The following is a 16,229-nucleotide window of genomic DNA, read 5'->3' as shown; positions in this document are numbered from 1 at the left end:
ATTTCGATATATGGTTTTGAGAATTAATGATGAAATCACTACAAGATATAAAGTTCTCTATTCTGGAACTTGCACCTGTTCGGGATGATAAAAGTATCGAGTTTTCACTGCGTCATGCACTTGAGTTAGCACAGCACGCAGAAAAACTAGGTTATGAACGTTTTTGGCTAGCTGAACATCATAATATGGATGGAATTGCCAGCTCAGCGACAGCAGTCTTATTAGGCTTTATTGCTGCAAATACCCAACATATTCGTCTAGGCTCAGGCGGTATTATGCTGCCAAACCATGCACCATTGGTGGTTGCGGAACAATTTGGGACGCTAGCGACATTATATCCAAATCGTTTTGAACTCGGTCTAGGTCGTGCTCCTGGTACGGATCAAATGACAATGCGTGCCCTGCGTCGTGGCCGTCAGGAAACTGAAGACCAATTTCCTCAAGATGTGATGGAAATTTTACAATATTTTAAAGCACCTGAGCCGAATCAAAGAATTATCGCTACACCAGGCCAAAATACCCATGTACCAGTCTGGTTACTCGGTTCAAGTTTATTCAGCGCCCAACTGGCAGCCAAGCTCGGCCTTCCTTATTCTTTTGCCTCACACTTTGCCCCAAGAATGTTAGGTCAAGCCATCGAACTTTATCGTGATAATTTTCAAGCTTCTGAATATCTGGACAAACCTTATGTTTCTATGGGGGTCCCAACCGTAGTTGCTGCAACGGATGAGGAAGCTCAATATTTAGCGACCAGTTCTTATCAACGTATTTTAAATCTGATCCGTGGTCACAGCTTAAAACTCAAACCACCGATTGACTCGACCCAAGGCCTTGCAACAAGTGCTGAACAACTGGCAATTCAGAATTTTTATGCCATGGCACAAATCGGTTCTCAAGAAACTGTTAAATCGGGTTTAAATAAAATCGCGGCGCAATATGATGTCGATGAATTTATCTTTACCTGTGATATTTACGATACCGAAAAACGCTTGCAAAACTTTAGCCGATTGATGGACATAAAGAACAATTAAGATTTTAGCTAGAGTCGACAAGGTTTATTCTCTCAATCAACCCTGTCGACTTAGCATCTGTATTCGTCCATCTGAATTCCAGCTTGAAGCATTTTTGTGGCTTGTTGTACATTGACCGCAGGGCTAAATAAATACCCCTGACCAATAGAACATCCAGATGATTTGAGCAATTCGAGTTGTGCAATGTTCTCAATTCCCTCAGCAACAATGTCCAAGGAAAGCTTTGGTCCTAAGGCAATAATGGCTTGAACGATGGCTAAAATCGCATCATCTTCATTCATTTGGCGGATAAATTCACAATCAATTTTCAAACAATCCACAGGATAATCACGCAAGCGGGTTAAAGACGAGTGCCCTGTTCCAAAATCATCCAGTGAAATTTTAACGCCTTGTTGTTTTAATAAATTTAATGCTCGAACTACATAATCAGAACCACGATCATCCAATATCTGTTCAGTAATTTCAATTTCCACTAAATGATGAGGAATTTTATACAGATTTAAACGATGTAATAAACGTTCAGCATAATTATCCTTCAGAAACTCGACAGGCGCTGCATTGATTGAGACAGGAACAACCTCTAACCCTTGTGCGATCCAAGCTGCGATATTTTTAAAAACTTTATTTTGCATCGCATCACTAATTTTAGTCGCTAGAATATAGTCGTGAAATGCTTGTTCAATCTTACGAGGTGAATGAATATGCTGATCGTCCGTTTGCCAACGTAATAATGCCTCGAAGCCTACAACCTTGGCATCCGTCAAACGTACCTTAGGTTGATAAAATGGAACGATTAGGTCATCACGGATAATATGCCGTGCGTCATTTAATTGAATTGCAATGTTTTGAGCGGCAATCTGCATCTGTGGGTTAAACATTCGAAATCCACCTCGCCCTGTCGCTTTCAAATCATTCAGTGCCGTATCAGCACACTTCATTAAATTAGCTGAATCTTTGGCATCTCGTGGATAAATCGTGCAGCCAATACTCATACTGCCGTTAATCAAATTCCCAGCATAAGTAATCGGAGCTTCTAACTGTCGACTCACATCGATTGCAATTTTCTCAAGCGCAGCTTGTGTCTCAATTCCGTTCACGACAATCGCAAACTCGTCACCACCTAAACGAGCAACAAAAGTATTTTCAGGTAAAATCTGTTCGATTCGCTTAGACAAAACACGGAGTAAATGATCTCCAGCTGCATGACCAAGCGTATCATTCACATGTTTAAAATAATCTAAATCCAATAACATCAAACCAAGTAGCTTTTCACTTTTTTTATGTCGATGTAATGAGCGTTTAAGTTGTAATTTAAAGAAACGACGATTGTACAATCCCGTTAAATCGTCCAGTTCACTCGAAAGTTGTAATTGTATTTCAGTCTGTCTTTGTGTCGTCACATCTCGAGACAGACACAGAACCTGAATGGTCTGCCCGTGATCATTTAATATCGGAGTGAGCAAATTATCCCAATATTGTCTTGCTGTACCTTCACCACTCATCCCCCGAAAACGTGCAGTTTTGCCTTTGAGAGCTGTTTTCAATGCATAAGCCGCCTTGGAACGTATTTCCGCAGGTAACAGTTCAGCCCACTTCATTCCAAAACTTTGCTGACTTTGAGAAATGTTAAGCGCAATGCATCCTGTTTTATTTACGTGCAGTAAAGAACCATCCGCTTCCAGTAATTTGATGCAATCAATACTATTATCCAGCATGTTGGTTTGAGCGTTGATACATTGGACTAAGTTTTGCTGATACTGCTTGGTTTCATGAATGTCGACACTGTTGATAAACCAATGTGCCTTTTCTTCTGAATTCGCTTCTATAAATCTAGCCGACAATAAAAACCAGCGATACGCACCTGATTGATGCTTTAACCGGCATTCCATTTGAAATGGCGTTTTATTGGCAAACGCTTGCTGCCACTCACTTTGAAAGAGTGGCTTTTCTTCACCATGGATTAAATCAGTCCAATCTTTCACAAAATGTTCTAAGTCATTGAAACCGATATACTCTTGGCTTACACTATTAAAAAAATAAGTGTCACCCTGCTCTGAGAGAAGCCAAACTAAACTTGGAATACGATTAAAAACGTTTTTCTGAGCTTCACTCATTTGACGATTAGCATGAAAAGAGATAGCCAAGTTCACAGACTTCTGTTCCAAACGGAACTCTTAGAATCAAGATATTCAGTTGCAATAAAAGCCATAGACCACCAACAACAAAAGTGAGATTTGAGTCACAATATTGTAGCAGAAATGCAATAAAATTATCAGCAATTACTGCACTGATAAGTTAAGTTTACTTTGTTATTCAATATCAATTATTTATTTAAAATTAACGATATTTATCAAACTTTTTCTTATAAAATCGATCAAAAAATTACGGACTACCCCATCCAGAAGGCTTAGGTAGCCCAATCTCACTAACCAATACGACGTTTCAATCCCGTCATTTGTAAAACACGTGTTGAGATTTCTTCAATCGACATCTCTGTCACATTCAGATATTTAATCCCTTCCGAGATATAAATTCCCTCAATGGCACGCAGTTCCATTTGACACTGACTAAAACTTGAATAACGGCTATTGGCTTTACGTTCACTGCGAATTGCAACTAAACGTTCCGCATCAATCATCAAACCAAACAACTTATTTTTATGTTCACGTAGCACTTTTGGCAAACGATTGTCATCAAGGTCTTCCTCAGTTAAAGGATAGTTTGCAACACGAATACCAAATTGTAATGACAAATAAATTGAGGTCGGCGTTTTACCAGAACGAGATACGCCAATTAAGATAATATCGGCTTTATCATAATGACGTGTTCTGGCCCCATCATCATTGTCTAGTGCGAAATGTACCGCATCAATACGTGCCTTATAATATTCTGAATCGGTGACAGCATGGGTTTGTCCAACCAAGGTCGTCGGCGGTGTACCCAACTCTTGTTCTAATTTACTAATCAGACCTTCAAAAACGTCGAGATTGACCGCCTTGGCAGTATTGATAATTTCACGGACATGTGGATCGACCAAAGTGTCAAAAACCAACGGTAAAGAACCATCTCGAGATTGGCAGGCATTGATCTCGGCCACGGCCACCATTGCTGCTTCTTCAGTGGCAATATACGGCATAATATGAATGTCAAAATCGACGTTTGGAAATTGCGCAAGTAGTGAATGTCCAAGGGTTTCTGCGGTAATTGCGGTACCATCTGAAATAAAAAAAACGCTCCGTTTAATTTCTTTACTTACGGGCATCAAAATTCTCCTTAAACATTTGTCTTAGTGCTCTATAATCTTTATAGTAAACTCATCTAACATGACTGTCGCTTAGTAAAACACTAAATCTAAGCACTTTTGTATAATTTCATACCAATGATGGTCATTCATACTGCAAAAAAAGTGGAGTAAATACTTTGGAAGCGCGCGTAATCGGTCTGGAAAAATTAGGAAAACACGATGTCGAACTCGTAGGTGGGAAAAACTCATCTTTGGGTGAAATGATCAGCCATTTATCCAATGCTGGTGTATCGGTACCTGGTGGTTTTGCAACAACTGCAGCTGCCTATCGTGAGTTCTTGGATCAAAGCGGCTTAAACGCTCGTATTCAGGCTGAACTTGCTCAGCTAAATGTAGAAGATGTAAATGCACTTGCTGAAACTGGTGCAAAAATCCGTAACTGGATTGTTGAAACTCCGCTTACTGCGACATTAGAACAAGAAATTCGTGAAGCTTTTGCTGCACTTTCAAACGGCAACCCAGACATTGCTGTTGCTGTACGTTCTTCTGCTACTGCTGAAGACTTACCTGATGCGTCTTTCGCAGGTCAACAAGAAACCTTCCTCAACATTCGCGGGATTGATAATATCTTAATCGCGATCAAAGAAGTTTTTGCTTCTCTTTATAATGACCGCGCGATTGCTTACCGTGTACACCAAGGTTTTGAACATAGTGTTGTTGCCCTTTCTGCTGGCGTACAACGTATGGTTCGTTCAGAGACAGGTGCTGCAGGTGTTATGTTCACCCTAGATACAGAATCTGGTTTCCGTGATGTGGTCTTTATTACTGCATCATACGGTTTGGGTGAAATGGTTGTGCAAGGCGCGGTGAACCCTGATGAATTCTATTTATCTAAACCACTTCTAAATGCAGGTAAACACTCAGTGTTACGCCGTAACCTTGGCTCTAAACACCAAAAAATGATTTATGGTGAAGAAGGTGCAGCGGGTAAATCAGTGGTGGTGGTTGATGTTGAAAAACAAGAACGCCAACAATTTGCCTTAAATGACCATGAGTTACATGAGTTGGCTAAACAAGCGCTGATCATTGAACAGCACTACGGTTCGCCAATGGATATCGAATGGGCGAAAGATGGTGATGACGGTCAGATCTATATCGTTCAAGCACGTCCAGAAACGGTAAAAAGTCGTCAAAACGTCGGCACAATGGAACGCTACCTGTTAAAACAACGCGGTACTGTGATTTGTGAAGGTCGCTCAATCGGTCAACGTATCGGTTCAGGTAAGGTTCGCGTTGTTACTTCAATTAAAGAGATGGATAAGGTTCAGGACGGTGACGTACTTGTCTCTGACATGACTGACCCAGACTGGGAACCAGTAATGAAGCGTGCTGCTGCGATCGTTACCAACCGTGGTGGTCGTACTTGTCACGCCGCTATTATTGCACGTGAGCTAGGTGTTCCAGCAATTGTTGGTTGTGGTAATGCCACTGAAGTCCTTTCTGATGGTCAAGAAGTGACTGTATCTTGTGCCGAAGGCGACACTGGCTTCATCTATGAAGGTGCATTAGATTTCGAAGTTCAACGTAACTCGATTCACTCAATGCCATCACTGCCGTTCAAAATCATGATGAACGTTGGTAACCCTGACCGTGCATTTGACTTTGCTCAAATACCGAATGAAGGGATCGGCCTTGCACGTCTTGAATTCATCATTAACCGTATGATCGGTGTGCATCCAAAAGCATTGTTAAATATTGAAAGCCTCCCACGTGAGACTCGTGCTGCTGTCATGGCACGTACTGCGGGCTATTCTTCTCCAATCGAATTCTATGTCGAGAAATTGGTTGAAGGGATCTCGACACTTGCTGCTGCATTTGCAGAAAAACCAGTCATCGTACGTATGTCTGATTTTAAATCGAATGAATATGCAAACTTGATCGGCGGTAAGCTTTACGAGCCTGAAGAAGAAAACCCAATGTTGGGTTTCCGTGGTGCAAGCCGTTATGTATCTGATAACTTCCGCGACTGTTTTGAGCTTGAATGCCGTGCCTTGAAAAAAGCACGTGATGAAATGGGTTTAACCAATATCCAAATCATGATTCCATTCGTTCGTACTGTTTCTGAAGCAAAACGTGTAATTGAACTACTTGCTCAAAATGGTTTGAAACGTGGTGAGAATGGTTTAAAAATCATTATGATGTGCGAATTACCAACCAATGCATTATTGGCTGAGCAGTTCCTTGAGCACTTCGATGGTTTCTCTATTGGTTCAAACGACTTAACACAATTAACACTCGGTCTTGACCGTGACTCTGGTATCGTATCTCACTTATTTGATGAGCGTGATCCAGCAGTTAAGGCACTCCTTTCTATGGCAATTCATGCTTGCCGCAAAGCAGGAAAATACGTTGGTATTTGTGGTCAAGGTCCTTCGGATCACCCTGACCTTGCTAAATGGCTTATGGAACAAGGTATTGAATCTGTGTCACTTAACCCTGACTCAGTACTTGATACTTGGTTCTTCCTTGCTGAAGAACAAATCAAGAAAGCCTAGTCTTTTTTAGAAAAAGGCCCTCTTTCGTAGGGTCTTTTTTCATCGTAGGGTCTGTTGAGATTTCAGAGATACTTGCGACAACGGACATTTTTAGACAATACAAGGCATGGCTTATGCAATTTAGCCATTCTAAATAATGAGCAGTGATTATAGCTGCGCAAGATAACGCAGTAGTGGCAAAAATGTCCTTGTCCCGTAGGGTTATGGCTAAAACCTCCCCAAACTTCGTTATGAAGCTTGACAAGGGAACTGCCATTGTCTACGTTTCATGCCTTGTTTGGGTTGTTTTAGCCTATAACGCCAGACATGTCTGAAATGTCAACACACCCTTGTAATTGAGATTTTAAAATTATGCAAATTTACTTGGCTCGTAACAATCAACAAGCAGGACCTTACAGTTTAGAACAAGTGAACCAGATGCTTGCCAGTCAACAAGTTTTACTAACAGATTTGGCTTGGCATGAAGGTATGACTGAATGGAAAACACTTGGTGAACTCACACAAGGTAAACTTGTCTACGAACCTGTAGGTTACTCTCCTTTTAGTGCTCAAATTAAAACTGAAACGAACGAACCAACTTACAAAATCAAGGTCGAACAAAAAGCGCCAGAACTCGCACCTTTTCATTCGCGCGCTCTTGCCAAAGTTTTTGATCTCATCCTTTGGCTACCGATGGCCTCTATCCCATCTTTCTTTTTTAATGAAAGCCAATACCAAGAATTATTTGAAATCCAAAAACAGATGCAAGCCACCCAAATGGCATCTGATAAAGCAGTGGAATTACAACATCAATTGATGCAATTAATTCCGAATGAAGCATGGATGATGATCTTTGCTTATCTGATTATCATGCTCATGATTCAAGCATTCTTTATTGCAAAATCTGGTCAAAGTATTGGTAAAAAAATCGCCAAGATTAAAATTGTAGACGCCGAGACCTCCACTCAAGTGAGTACAATTCGTGCCTTTTGGTTGAGAAGCGTATTATTCATTATTTTGAATCTTCTTCTCGTTCCAATCATCACTGTGATTGATTATGCTTTATTCGCTTTTACTCAAAAGCGTCAAACTTTGCACGATAAATTGGCAAAAACCAAAGTCATTAAACAGTGATCACAAATCAATAAACAAAAGAGGATTTATTCCTCTTTTTTTATATATTAAATTGATATCTATACAAAAAGAACTTAACTCAACCTTAATCCCTACAAAATAAATCGGGTTTTAAAACAAGCAGTTCAGGCCACTTTATCAGTAGCTTAGTTTTTCAATATGAGGCATAATGCCCAACAACGTTGCGGTGTCGCGTGATTGCTAAGCACTTTTTAAACAATTCTTATCAATCACGCGACACTTTAATCGCTATCCCATAATTTTAATTAGGGAATGGGACTCTTCACCGAGGTTGTAAAATGAGACAAACGATTTTAGCTGTATTGTCTTTATCAACGATGGCTGCGCTCTTAACTGGGTGTGGCGGTGATATGGTACTTCTAAACAATAAAGGTCCAGTTGGTCAAGGTCAAAGTAACTTGATGATGACTGCGATCTATTTAATGCTGTTGGTGGTAATCCCATCAATCGTTATGGCATTGTGGTTTGGTTGGAAATATCGCGCGTCGAATAAAGATGCAGACTATAAACCTACTTGGGCACACTCTACGACAATTGAGATCGTTGTATGGGGTGTACCTGTCATTATTATTGGTATTTTAGCTTGGTTAACTTGGTGGGGTTCCCACAAGTACGACCCTTACCGTCCGTTAGAATCAGATAAAGCACCATTGACTATTCAAGCTGTCGCTGAACAGTTCAAATGGATTTTTATCTATCCTGAGCAAAACATTGCAACGGTAAACGAAGTACGCTTCCCAGAACAAACACCAGTAAGCTTTAAAATCACTTCTAACTTTACGATGAACTCGTTCTTCATCCCACAGTTAGGCGGTCAGATTTACGCAATGGCTGGTATGCAAACTCACCTTCACCTATTAGCCGATGAACCAGGTATCTTCCGTGGTTTCTCAGCAAACTATTCAGGTTACGGTTTCTCACAAATGCGCTTTAAAGCACATAGCGTGACTGAGCCAGAATTTGCACAATGGGTAGAAGCAGTTAAAGCTGGTAATGGTACAAGTATTAACCCTGAAGCAATTCAAAAAGGTACACTTGACCAAGCTGAGTTAGCAACGCTTAAAGATGGCGATCGTTCTAAGCATCAGATCGAGCATTTAGTGAATCGTGCTAAAGCTGCTGGTGATGAAGAAGCACTTGCTAAAGCTGAAGCGATGAAACCGTTCCCGACTAAGCCACACCCTGTGACTTATTACTCATCAGTTGAACCAAAATTGTTTGAAACAATCATCAACCACTACATGAGTAACTATCACGGTGCTGACCATTCTGCTGGACATGATGCAACAGCAGAAACTCATGCTGCAGCAGAACACGCTGCTCAAGGGGAATAAGACATGGATATGATTTTTGGTAAATTAGGGTGGGATTCTATCCCGACTGAACCCCTTGTACTTGTCACCATGGTCTTTATGGCACTTGGTGCAATTGCTGTTTTGGGCGGTATCACCTATTTCAAGAAATGGGGATATTTGTGGAATGAGTGGTTTATCACTGTAGACCATAAAAAGATTGGTATCATGTATATCATCGTATCTGTTGTCATGCTGTTGCGTGGTTTCGCCGATGCGATCATGATGCGTCTACAACTTTTCCTCGCGAAAGGCGGCGGCGAAGGTTACTTACATCCTGACCACTATGACCAGATCTTCACAGCACACGGTGTGATCATGATCTTCTTCGTAGCAATGGGTCTCGTTGTAGGTATGATGAACATCTCTGTACCTTTACAGATTGGTGCTCGTGACGTTGCTTTCCCATTATTAAACTCTTTAAGCTTCTGGTTATTCGCAGGCGCTGCTGGTTTGATGATGCTTTCACTTGTATTGGGTGAATTTGCTGCGACTGGTTGGATGGCTTACCCTCCTCTATCTGGCATTCAATATTCTCCTGGTGTGGGTGTTGACTACTATATCTGGGCACTTCAGGTTTCTGGTCTAGGTACGCTTTTATCTGGTGTTAACTTCTTTGTTACCATCATCAAGATGCGTGCACCTGGCATGAAATTGATGGACATGCCGATTTTCACGTGGACTTCACTTTGTACGGCTGTACTCATCATTGCATCATTCCCTGTATTAACAGGTACGCTTGCAATGCTGACGCTTGACCGTTACTTCGGCTTCCATTTCTTCACCAATGAGCTTGGCGGTAGCCCAATGCTTTACGTGAACTTGATCTGGACATGGGGTCACCCTGAAGTATATATCTTGGTATTGCCAGCATTTGGTCTATACTCAGAAATCGTTGCAACCTTCTCTCGTAAAGCGTTGTTCGGTTATAAGTCTATGGTGTATGCGACGATTGCAATTACTGTACTTGCGTTCGTTGTATGGCTTCACCACTTCTTTACCATGGGTGCTGGTGCGAACGTGAATGCGTTCTTCGGTATCATGACCATGGTTATTGCGATTCCTACAGGTGTGAAAATCTTCTCTTGGTTATTCACCATGTATAAAGGTCGCATCACCTATACAACACCTATGTTATGGACGCTTGGCTTCCTTGTAACATTCGGTATCGGTGGTTTAACTGGTGTATTGATGGCTGTTCCACCTGCGGACTTCCTTGTACACAACTCATTATTCTTGATCGCTCACTTCCATAACGTAATTATCGGTGGTGTGGTGTTTGGTATGTTTGCCGGCATCATCTTCTACTGGCCAAAAATGTTTGGTTGGAAGCTCAACGAAGCATGGGGTAAAGCTGCGTTCTGGTTCTGGTTCATCGGTTTCTATTTTGCATTCATGCCACTTTATATCCTTGGTTTCATGGGTATGACACGTCGTTTGAATACATATGACAACCCTGAATGGGATCCGTACTTGGCGATTGCATTGTTTGGTGCTGTTCTTATCGCGATCGGTATTGCATGTTTCTTAATGCAAATCATCGTTGGTTTCTTACAACGTAAGGACAACATGGACCACACAGGCGATCCATGGGATAGCCGTACCCTTGAATGGGCAACGTCATCTCCTGCTCCGTTCTATAACTTTGCGCATGAACCAGATGCAAGCGGCGTTGACCGTTTCTGGACTGACAAAGAAAATGGTGTAGCATACGCACGTAACACTAAATATGAAGACATCCACATGCCGACTGATCGTGCTGCTGGTTTTGTCATTGCAATGTTCATTACGATTCTTGGCTTTGCACTCATCTGGCATATTTGGTGGCTCGCTGTCGTTTCTTTCGTTTCAGCAATTGTTAGCTTGATCGTAAGCTCATTCACTAAGAATGTTGACTACTACGTTCCTGCTGCTGAAGTTGAGCGTATTGAAAACGAACGCTATGCTTTACTTGAAAAACACTTGAAGAAGGACTAAGGAAATGGCTGAAGTACTTCATCACGACAACCACGGCCACGATGGTCATCATGAACATGATGATACAGACTTAACGGTCTTTGGTTTCTGGACATACTTGATGAGTGACTTGATTCTTTTCGGATCACTCTTCATTGCGTTCGCTGTATTAAGCAGTCATATTCCACCAGGAACTCCAAGTGCATATGACCTGTTCCATGATTCATTAGGCTTCGTGTTAACTGAAACATTTGCCCTATTGATCTCATCGGTAACATTTGGTTTTGCTGTACTTGCATCTTATAAAAAGAATGTAAATCAAGTGATCACTTGGTTATTCATTACATTCCTTTTCGGTGCATCGTTCATTGGTATGGAAATCTATGAGTTCCATCACCTCGTACACGAAGGTCATGGCCCAACTCACAGTGCATTCTTATCTGCATTCTTTACCTTGGTTGGTACACACGGTATCCACGTAACTTCTGGTTTGGTGTGGATGTTAGTGTTAATGTATCAAATCAAAAAGAATGGTTTGACCTTACCGAATACACGTCGTCTTGCTTGCTTAAGCTTGTTCTGGCACTTCCTTGACATCGTTTGGATCTGTGTATTCAGCGTCGTTTACTTACTGGGAGTTCTCTAATGAGTAGTCATGACCATAATGCTGCAGGTGCGTCACACGGTAACTTTAAACAATACACTGTTGGATTTATCCTTTCTGTTATCCTTACCATCATCCCATTCGGGATGGTGATGTCAGGTGGTTTCAGCCGTGGCGTTTTAGTTACAGTAATTGCAATTACTGCGGTTGCTCAGGTACTTGTACAACTTGTGTACTTCCTACACATGAATACATCGTCTGAACAACGTTGGAACCTTATTGCATTTATCTACACAATCTTATGTATCGCTGTACTTTTAGTCGGCTCTGTGTGGATTATGAATTACCTACACTACAACATGATGATCTAAACTGATTGTCATGTGGAAAAAGTACTTATTCCTGACTAAACCAGGAATTCTCTTCGGTAATTTTATTACCACCTTGGGCGGCTTCTTCTTAGCCGCCCAAGGCTCTATAGACTACCTCTTATTATTGCTTACCCTGCTCGGAACAACTTTTGTGGTTGCGTCTGGTTGTGTGGTCAATAATGTTATTGATCAAGACATCGATCAAAAAATGCAGCGCACAATGAATCGCGCACTTGTGACAAAAACCATTTCCCCTACTGTTGCCCTGTGTTATGCATTGGTTCTAGGTGTAATTGGCTTTAGCATGCTCTGGTTCTATGTCAATGCTTATGCATTTTTATTCGCTGTGATTGGTTTTGTAGTCTATGTCGGTTTTTATAGTTTGTGGACAAAACGTACCACTATCCATCAAACCGTCATCGGTAGTATTTCCGGAGCGAGTCCCCCTGTTATTGGTTATACGGCTGTAAGTCATCAGTTCGATATGGCGGCGCTACTGATCTTTGTTGCATATGCTTTATGGCAAATGCCACATTCATGGGCAATCGCAATTTATCGTTTTGACGACTACAAAAACGCAGGAGTTCCTATTTTACCTGTAGCCCGTTCCATCCTTAGAACAAAAATCGAATCACTGATTTATGTGGTTTTATTTACTCTAGCGATGAATGCACTCTATGTTTATGGATATACCAATATGGTTTTCTTGGTTATCTGTAATGTACTTTGCATTTACTGGCTCTACCTTGCTATTTTAGGATTCAAAGCCGAAGATGATCAGCTTTGGGCAAAACGCTTTTTCCTTTTCTCAGTAATTCTCGTTACTGTCATCAGTTTAAGCTTTAGCTTTACTTTTAAAAGCCCTGCACCACTCTTCCCTATTTTTTAAAAAGATAGAGAACACTCTATCTTTTTATGCTCTCCCAATTTTTATCATTTCGTGCAATAAAAACATTGAGTTCTTTATTGCCTAAATGAAAACTATGTATTGTTTATACTCTGCACCTATTTTTACAATCGTAAAAATTACGCTGCTACATCATTTAGCCAAAGAACACACTCTCTGGCTCAAATCGTCTAAACAATTGATCAATCTGATGTGAATATTTTTGATCTAATTTTTGCCATAATGCTTTTGGTAATGGGATGAACTCCAAGGTATCGGAACCATCAGAAGGCTCACAAAAACGGATTTCATAATCTGGCTGTAAAATTTGATTTAATGCTTTTAAGGTGGTATCTCGATCAGCACCCTCGCCCTGATAAGGAATGATCAGTGCTTGATCTTTGTAATGAAGACGAATGATAAAACCTTGGGTATTATCAGCACTTTCTGTCTCTACGCTTAAATTCCCTGTTTGCAATATTTTTTCGCAATATTCAACAATTACTTCATCTTCTTCTCTCCAATCAACAATCATTAAAACTTGATAAATACTCCCTTCATATTGCTCAAACACTTCAAAGTATGCCTCCTCAGTGCCTGACTGTAAAATTGACTCGATCAATGCAACTGTTTTTAAAAAGCGTTGTTCCATGCTTATTGCCTATTTTATTTAAAAAAATATCATGTAAAGACTATGGCAAATTTGCTTTATAGCGTCAATTTGAATATAATCCCCGCTTCGCAATTTGCGACATAACTTTTAAGTTATGACTCCTTGCTTCTAAATTTTTATATTTAGGGGCTGCTTAAACCGTAAGGAGCTGACAATGCGTCACTACGAAATCGTACTATTGGTACATCCAGACCAAAGCGATCAAGTTGTAGGTATGGTTGAACGCTATATCTCTCAGATCAAAGAAGCTGAAGGTCAAATTCACCGTTTAGAAGATTGGGGCCGCCGCCAATTGGCTTACCCGATTAACAAAATTCACAAAGCACACTACATTCTTATGAATGTTGAATGTGGTCAAACGACTCTTGATGAATTAGAAGAATTATTCCGTTATAACGACGCAATCATTCGTAACATCATCATCCGTCGTGAACACGCAATTACTGAAGAATCTTTACTTGCTAAGAGTGCTGAAGAAAAACGTGCGCGTAAAGCTCAACGTGAAGAAGCACAACAAGCAATTCAAGAAGCTGAATAAGGAGAACCTCAATGGCACGTTTTTACCGTCGTCGCAAGTTCTGCCGCTTTACAGCTGAGAATGTTGCGTACATCGACTACAAAGATATCGACACTTTAAAACAGTACATCACTGAAAACGGCAAGATTGTTCCTAGCCGTATTACAGGTACTAAAGCTCGTTATCAACGTCAATTAGCGTTAGCTATTAAACAAGCTCGCTATTTGTCTTTGATTCCGTACACTGACAACCATAAGTAAGTGAGGTGAGCTGTGGACGTTATCTTATTACAACGCATTAAGAACCTTGGTAAATTAGGCGACAAAGTATCAGTTAAAGCTGGTTACGGTCGTAACTTCTTGATCCCTCAAGGTAAAGCTGTAGCTGCAACTGAAGCAAACACTGCTGCTTTTGAAGCTCGTCGTGCTGAACTTGAGAAGCAAGAAGCTGAAGTATTAGCTGCTGCGAATGCACGTGCTGAACAATTGAACGAAGTTAACATCGTGATCACTGCGAAAGCTGGTGACGAAGGTAAATTGTTCGGTTCTATCGGTACTCGCGACATCGCTGATGCTTTAACGAATGCTGGTCTTGTTGTTGACCGTGCAGAAGTTCGTTTACCAAACGGTGCGCTTCGTCACACTGGTGAATTCAACATCGCAATCCAATTGCATCATGATGTTGTTGCTGAAGTTCTCGTTACTATCGTATCTGAGTAATTTCTGCAAAGAAAAGAGCATGTTTTACATGCTCTTTTTTTATGTCTAATGATCCTGTTTTAGGAATAAATCTGGTATAAAACATCATTAATGCATCGCTAATAAATATTTCACATAATCCTCTGCACTTTGCTCAACATCATTGATTGTAGGTAAAACCTCACCCTCCTCTGGCTGGGTTTCCATTCCATAAAAAGCATAAACAGGCTGATAATCGGCTTTGACATAACGTGCAGTCAATTCAAAAGGAGCACACAAAGTTTCTAAACTCACTTGATGTCGCCCATCCACTGAATAGTCATGTGCTTTACTTCCAGTCGATACTGCAAGGGTTATTTTCTTATTTTTTAACTGATTTCCTAATGAACCATAAGCCCAACCATAAGTGAGTACATCATCCAACCATTGCTTTAATAATGGTGGGCAGTTAAACCAATACATTGGGAACTGAAATACTAGATTTTGGTGTGCTTCAACCAAAGCTTGTTCTTTTAACACATCAATCTGAGCATTTGGATAACTTTGGTAAAGCTCATGTACAGTGAACTGCTCAGGATATTGATGTAATTTTTCAATCCAACATTTATTTATAATGGAATTATTAATGTCAGGATGAGCAACAATCACAAGCGTTTTTTTCATTTCAATAGACTCCATTGATCGTACAGTTATAGTGATGAGTCGATTATAAAAGCATGCTAGAGATAATTTAAGTACGGTCATGATGGTTATATACTAGACTAAAAGTTAGTGTCAGCAGAGAATAATGGAAACTTGCGCCCCACCCCAAATTGACTTAGAGCAAACAGATTTTGGATATACACTTTCCTTGATCAATGGCAAATACAAAATGATCATCATGTATTGGCTTTATCAGCATAAATCCATCATGCGATTCAATGAGCTAAAACGCTCCATCGGGAATATTTCTTTTAAAACTTTGAGTCTGACCTTGAAAGAAATGGAAAGAGACCAATTGATTATTCGTAAGGAATACCCACAAATTCCACCCAAAGTCGAATACAGCTTATCTGAACGCGGGCTGTCCTTAATTCCATTATTAGACATGATGTGCCAATGGGGTGCATCCAATCGGCTCTAACTGCGGAACCACACTTTTTCGCCACTTACACAATTTTCACTGAATTAAATTGTGCCGATACGCTCCATTTGGATTAAGATAGTCA

The 16,229-nt window shown here is 40.6% G+C and carries 16 protein-coding genes; 12 read left to right on the top strand and 4 right to left on the bottom strand.

What is annotated here, in order from left to right; translation table 11 throughout:
• The first annotated feature begins 29 nt into the window (after positions 1-29).
• The gene (locus F957_RS12250) at positions 30-1,031 is read left to right on the top strand and encodes an LLM class flavin-dependent oxidoreductase (protein WP_023270255.1); all 1,002 of its coding nucleotides are present in this window, start codon (positions 30-32) and stop codon (positions 1,029-1,031) included.
• Positions 1,032-1,081: 50 nt separating this feature from the next.
• Here the strand turns inward: F957_RS12250 and F957_RS12255 are convergent, their stop codons facing one another.
• Both F957_RS12255 and ppsR read right to left on the bottom strand, forming a co-directional pair.
• Complete coding sequence (locus tag F957_RS12255; protein ID WP_016660289.1) at positions 1,082-3,181, bottom strand: sensor domain-containing protein; 2,100 nt, start codon at positions 3,179-3,181, stop codon at positions 1,082-1,084.
• 275 nt (positions 3,182-3,456) lie between these two features.
• Positions 3,457-4,293, bottom strand: coding sequence for a posphoenolpyruvate synthetase regulatory kinase/phosphorylase PpsR (gene ppsR / locus F957_RS12260; RefSeq protein ID WP_004654391.1), 837 nt, complete (start codon positions 4,291-4,293; stop codon positions 3,457-3,459).
• A gap of 158 nt (positions 4,294-4,451) precedes the next feature.
• Here ppsR and ppsA point away from each other — a divergent pair, with 158 nt between their 5' ends.
• The 7 genes from ppsA (at position 4,452) to cyoE (ending at position 13,136) form a co-directional block, all read left to right on the top strand.
• Entirely contained in the window at positions 4,452-6,830 is a 2,379-nt protein-coding gene (gene ppsA / locus F957_RS12265) for a phosphoenolpyruvate synthase (protein WP_016540975.1), read from the top strand.
• 351 nt (positions 6,831-7,181) lie between these two features.
• Positions 7,182-7,943, top strand: a complete 762-nt coding sequence (locus F957_RS12270) for an RDD family protein (protein ID WP_016540974.1) — start codon at positions 7,182-7,184, stop codon at positions 7,941-7,943.
• A gap of 299 nt (positions 7,944-8,242) precedes the next feature.
• Positions 8,243-9,298 (top strand): ubiquinol oxidase subunit II, encoded by a 1,056-nt coding sequence (gene cyoA, locus F957_RS12275; RefSeq protein ID WP_016540973.1) that lies wholly within the window; start codon positions 8,243-8,245, stop codon positions 9,296-9,298.
• A 3-nt stretch (positions 9,299-9,301) separates the two neighbouring features.
• On the top strand, positions 9,302-11,293 hold the full coding sequence (gene cyoB, locus F957_RS12280; protein WP_004806017.1) for a cytochrome o ubiquinol oxidase subunit I: 1,992 nt from the start codon (positions 9,302-9,304) through the stop codon (positions 11,291-11,293).
• 4 nt (positions 11,294-11,297) lie between these two features.
• Positions 11,298-11,918 carry a cytochrome o ubiquinol oxidase subunit III gene (cyoC, locus tag F957_RS12285; RefSeq protein WP_005274296.1) on the top strand — a complete coding sequence of 207 codons (621 nt, stop codon included), beginning with the start codon at positions 11,298-11,300 and terminating at the stop codon, positions 11,916-11,918.
• Positions 11,918-12,247 carry a cytochrome o ubiquinol oxidase subunit IV gene (locus tag F957_RS12290; RefSeq protein ID WP_005242336.1) on the top strand — a complete coding sequence of 110 codons (330 nt, stop codon included), beginning with the start codon at positions 11,918-11,920 and terminating at the stop codon, positions 12,245-12,247. The genes cyoC and F957_RS12290 overlap by 1 nt, the downstream gene beginning before the upstream one ends.
• Positions 12,248-12,257: 10 nt before the next feature.
• Positions 12,258-13,136 (top strand): heme o synthase, encoded by an 879-nt coding sequence (cyoE, locus tag F957_RS12295; protein WP_016540972.1) that lies wholly within the window; start codon positions 12,258-12,260, stop codon positions 13,134-13,136.
• Between the two features lie 154 nt (positions 13,137-13,290).
• On the opposite strand, the gene F957_RS12300 is transcribed toward cyoE, so the two are convergent.
• Entirely contained in the window at positions 13,291-13,785 is a 495-nt protein-coding gene (locus tag F957_RS12300) for a hypothetical protein (protein WP_016540971.1), read from the bottom strand.
• Between the two features lie 175 nt (positions 13,786-13,960).
• On the opposite strand from F957_RS12300, the gene rpsF reads away from it, so the two are divergent.
• Genes rpsF through rplI form a run of 3 tightly spaced genes read left to right on the top strand, consistent with a single transcriptional unit; the run spans position 13,961 to position 15,042 of the window.
• On the top strand, positions 13,961-14,344 hold the full coding sequence (gene rpsF, locus F957_RS12305; protein WP_004654408.1) for a 30S ribosomal protein S6: 384 nt from the start codon (positions 13,961-13,963) through the stop codon (positions 14,342-14,344).
• Positions 14,345-14,355: 11 nt separating this feature from the next.
• Complete coding sequence (rpsR, locus tag F957_RS12310; RefSeq protein WP_000090661.1) at positions 14,356-14,583, top strand: 30S ribosomal protein S18; 228 nt, start codon at positions 14,356-14,358, stop codon at positions 14,581-14,583.
• 12 nt (positions 14,584-14,595) lie between these two features.
• The gene (rplI, locus tag F957_RS12315; RefSeq protein ID WP_004654410.1) at positions 14,596-15,042 is read left to right on the top strand and encodes a 50S ribosomal protein L9; all 447 of its coding nucleotides are present in this window, start codon (positions 14,596-14,598) and stop codon (positions 15,040-15,042) included.
• An 87-nt stretch (positions 15,043-15,129) separates the two neighbouring features.
• On the opposite strand, the gene F957_RS12320 is transcribed toward rplI, so the two are convergent.
• The gene (locus F957_RS12320) at positions 15,130-15,684 is read right to left on the bottom strand and encodes an NAD(P)H-dependent oxidoreductase (protein ID WP_016540970.1); all 555 of its coding nucleotides are present in this window, start codon (positions 15,682-15,684) and stop codon (positions 15,130-15,132) included.
• Positions 15,685-15,808: 124 nt separating this feature from the next.
• On the opposite strand from F957_RS12320, the gene F957_RS12325 reads away from it, so the two are divergent.
• Positions 15,809-16,144, top strand: coding sequence for a winged helix-turn-helix transcriptional regulator (locus F957_RS12325; protein ID WP_004654415.1), 336 nt, complete (start codon positions 15,809-15,811; stop codon positions 16,142-16,144).
• The last annotated feature ends 85 nt before the right edge of the window (positions 16,145-16,229 follow it).

The sequence above is a fragment of the Acinetobacter gyllenbergii CIP 110306 = MTCC 11365 genome, assembly GCF_000413855.1.
In the GTDB taxonomy this organism is placed as follows: domain Bacteria; phylum Pseudomonadota; class Gammaproteobacteria; order Pseudomonadales; family Moraxellaceae; genus Acinetobacter; species Acinetobacter gyllenbergii.
This window is presented reverse-complemented; position numbering and strand designations above follow the sequence as displayed.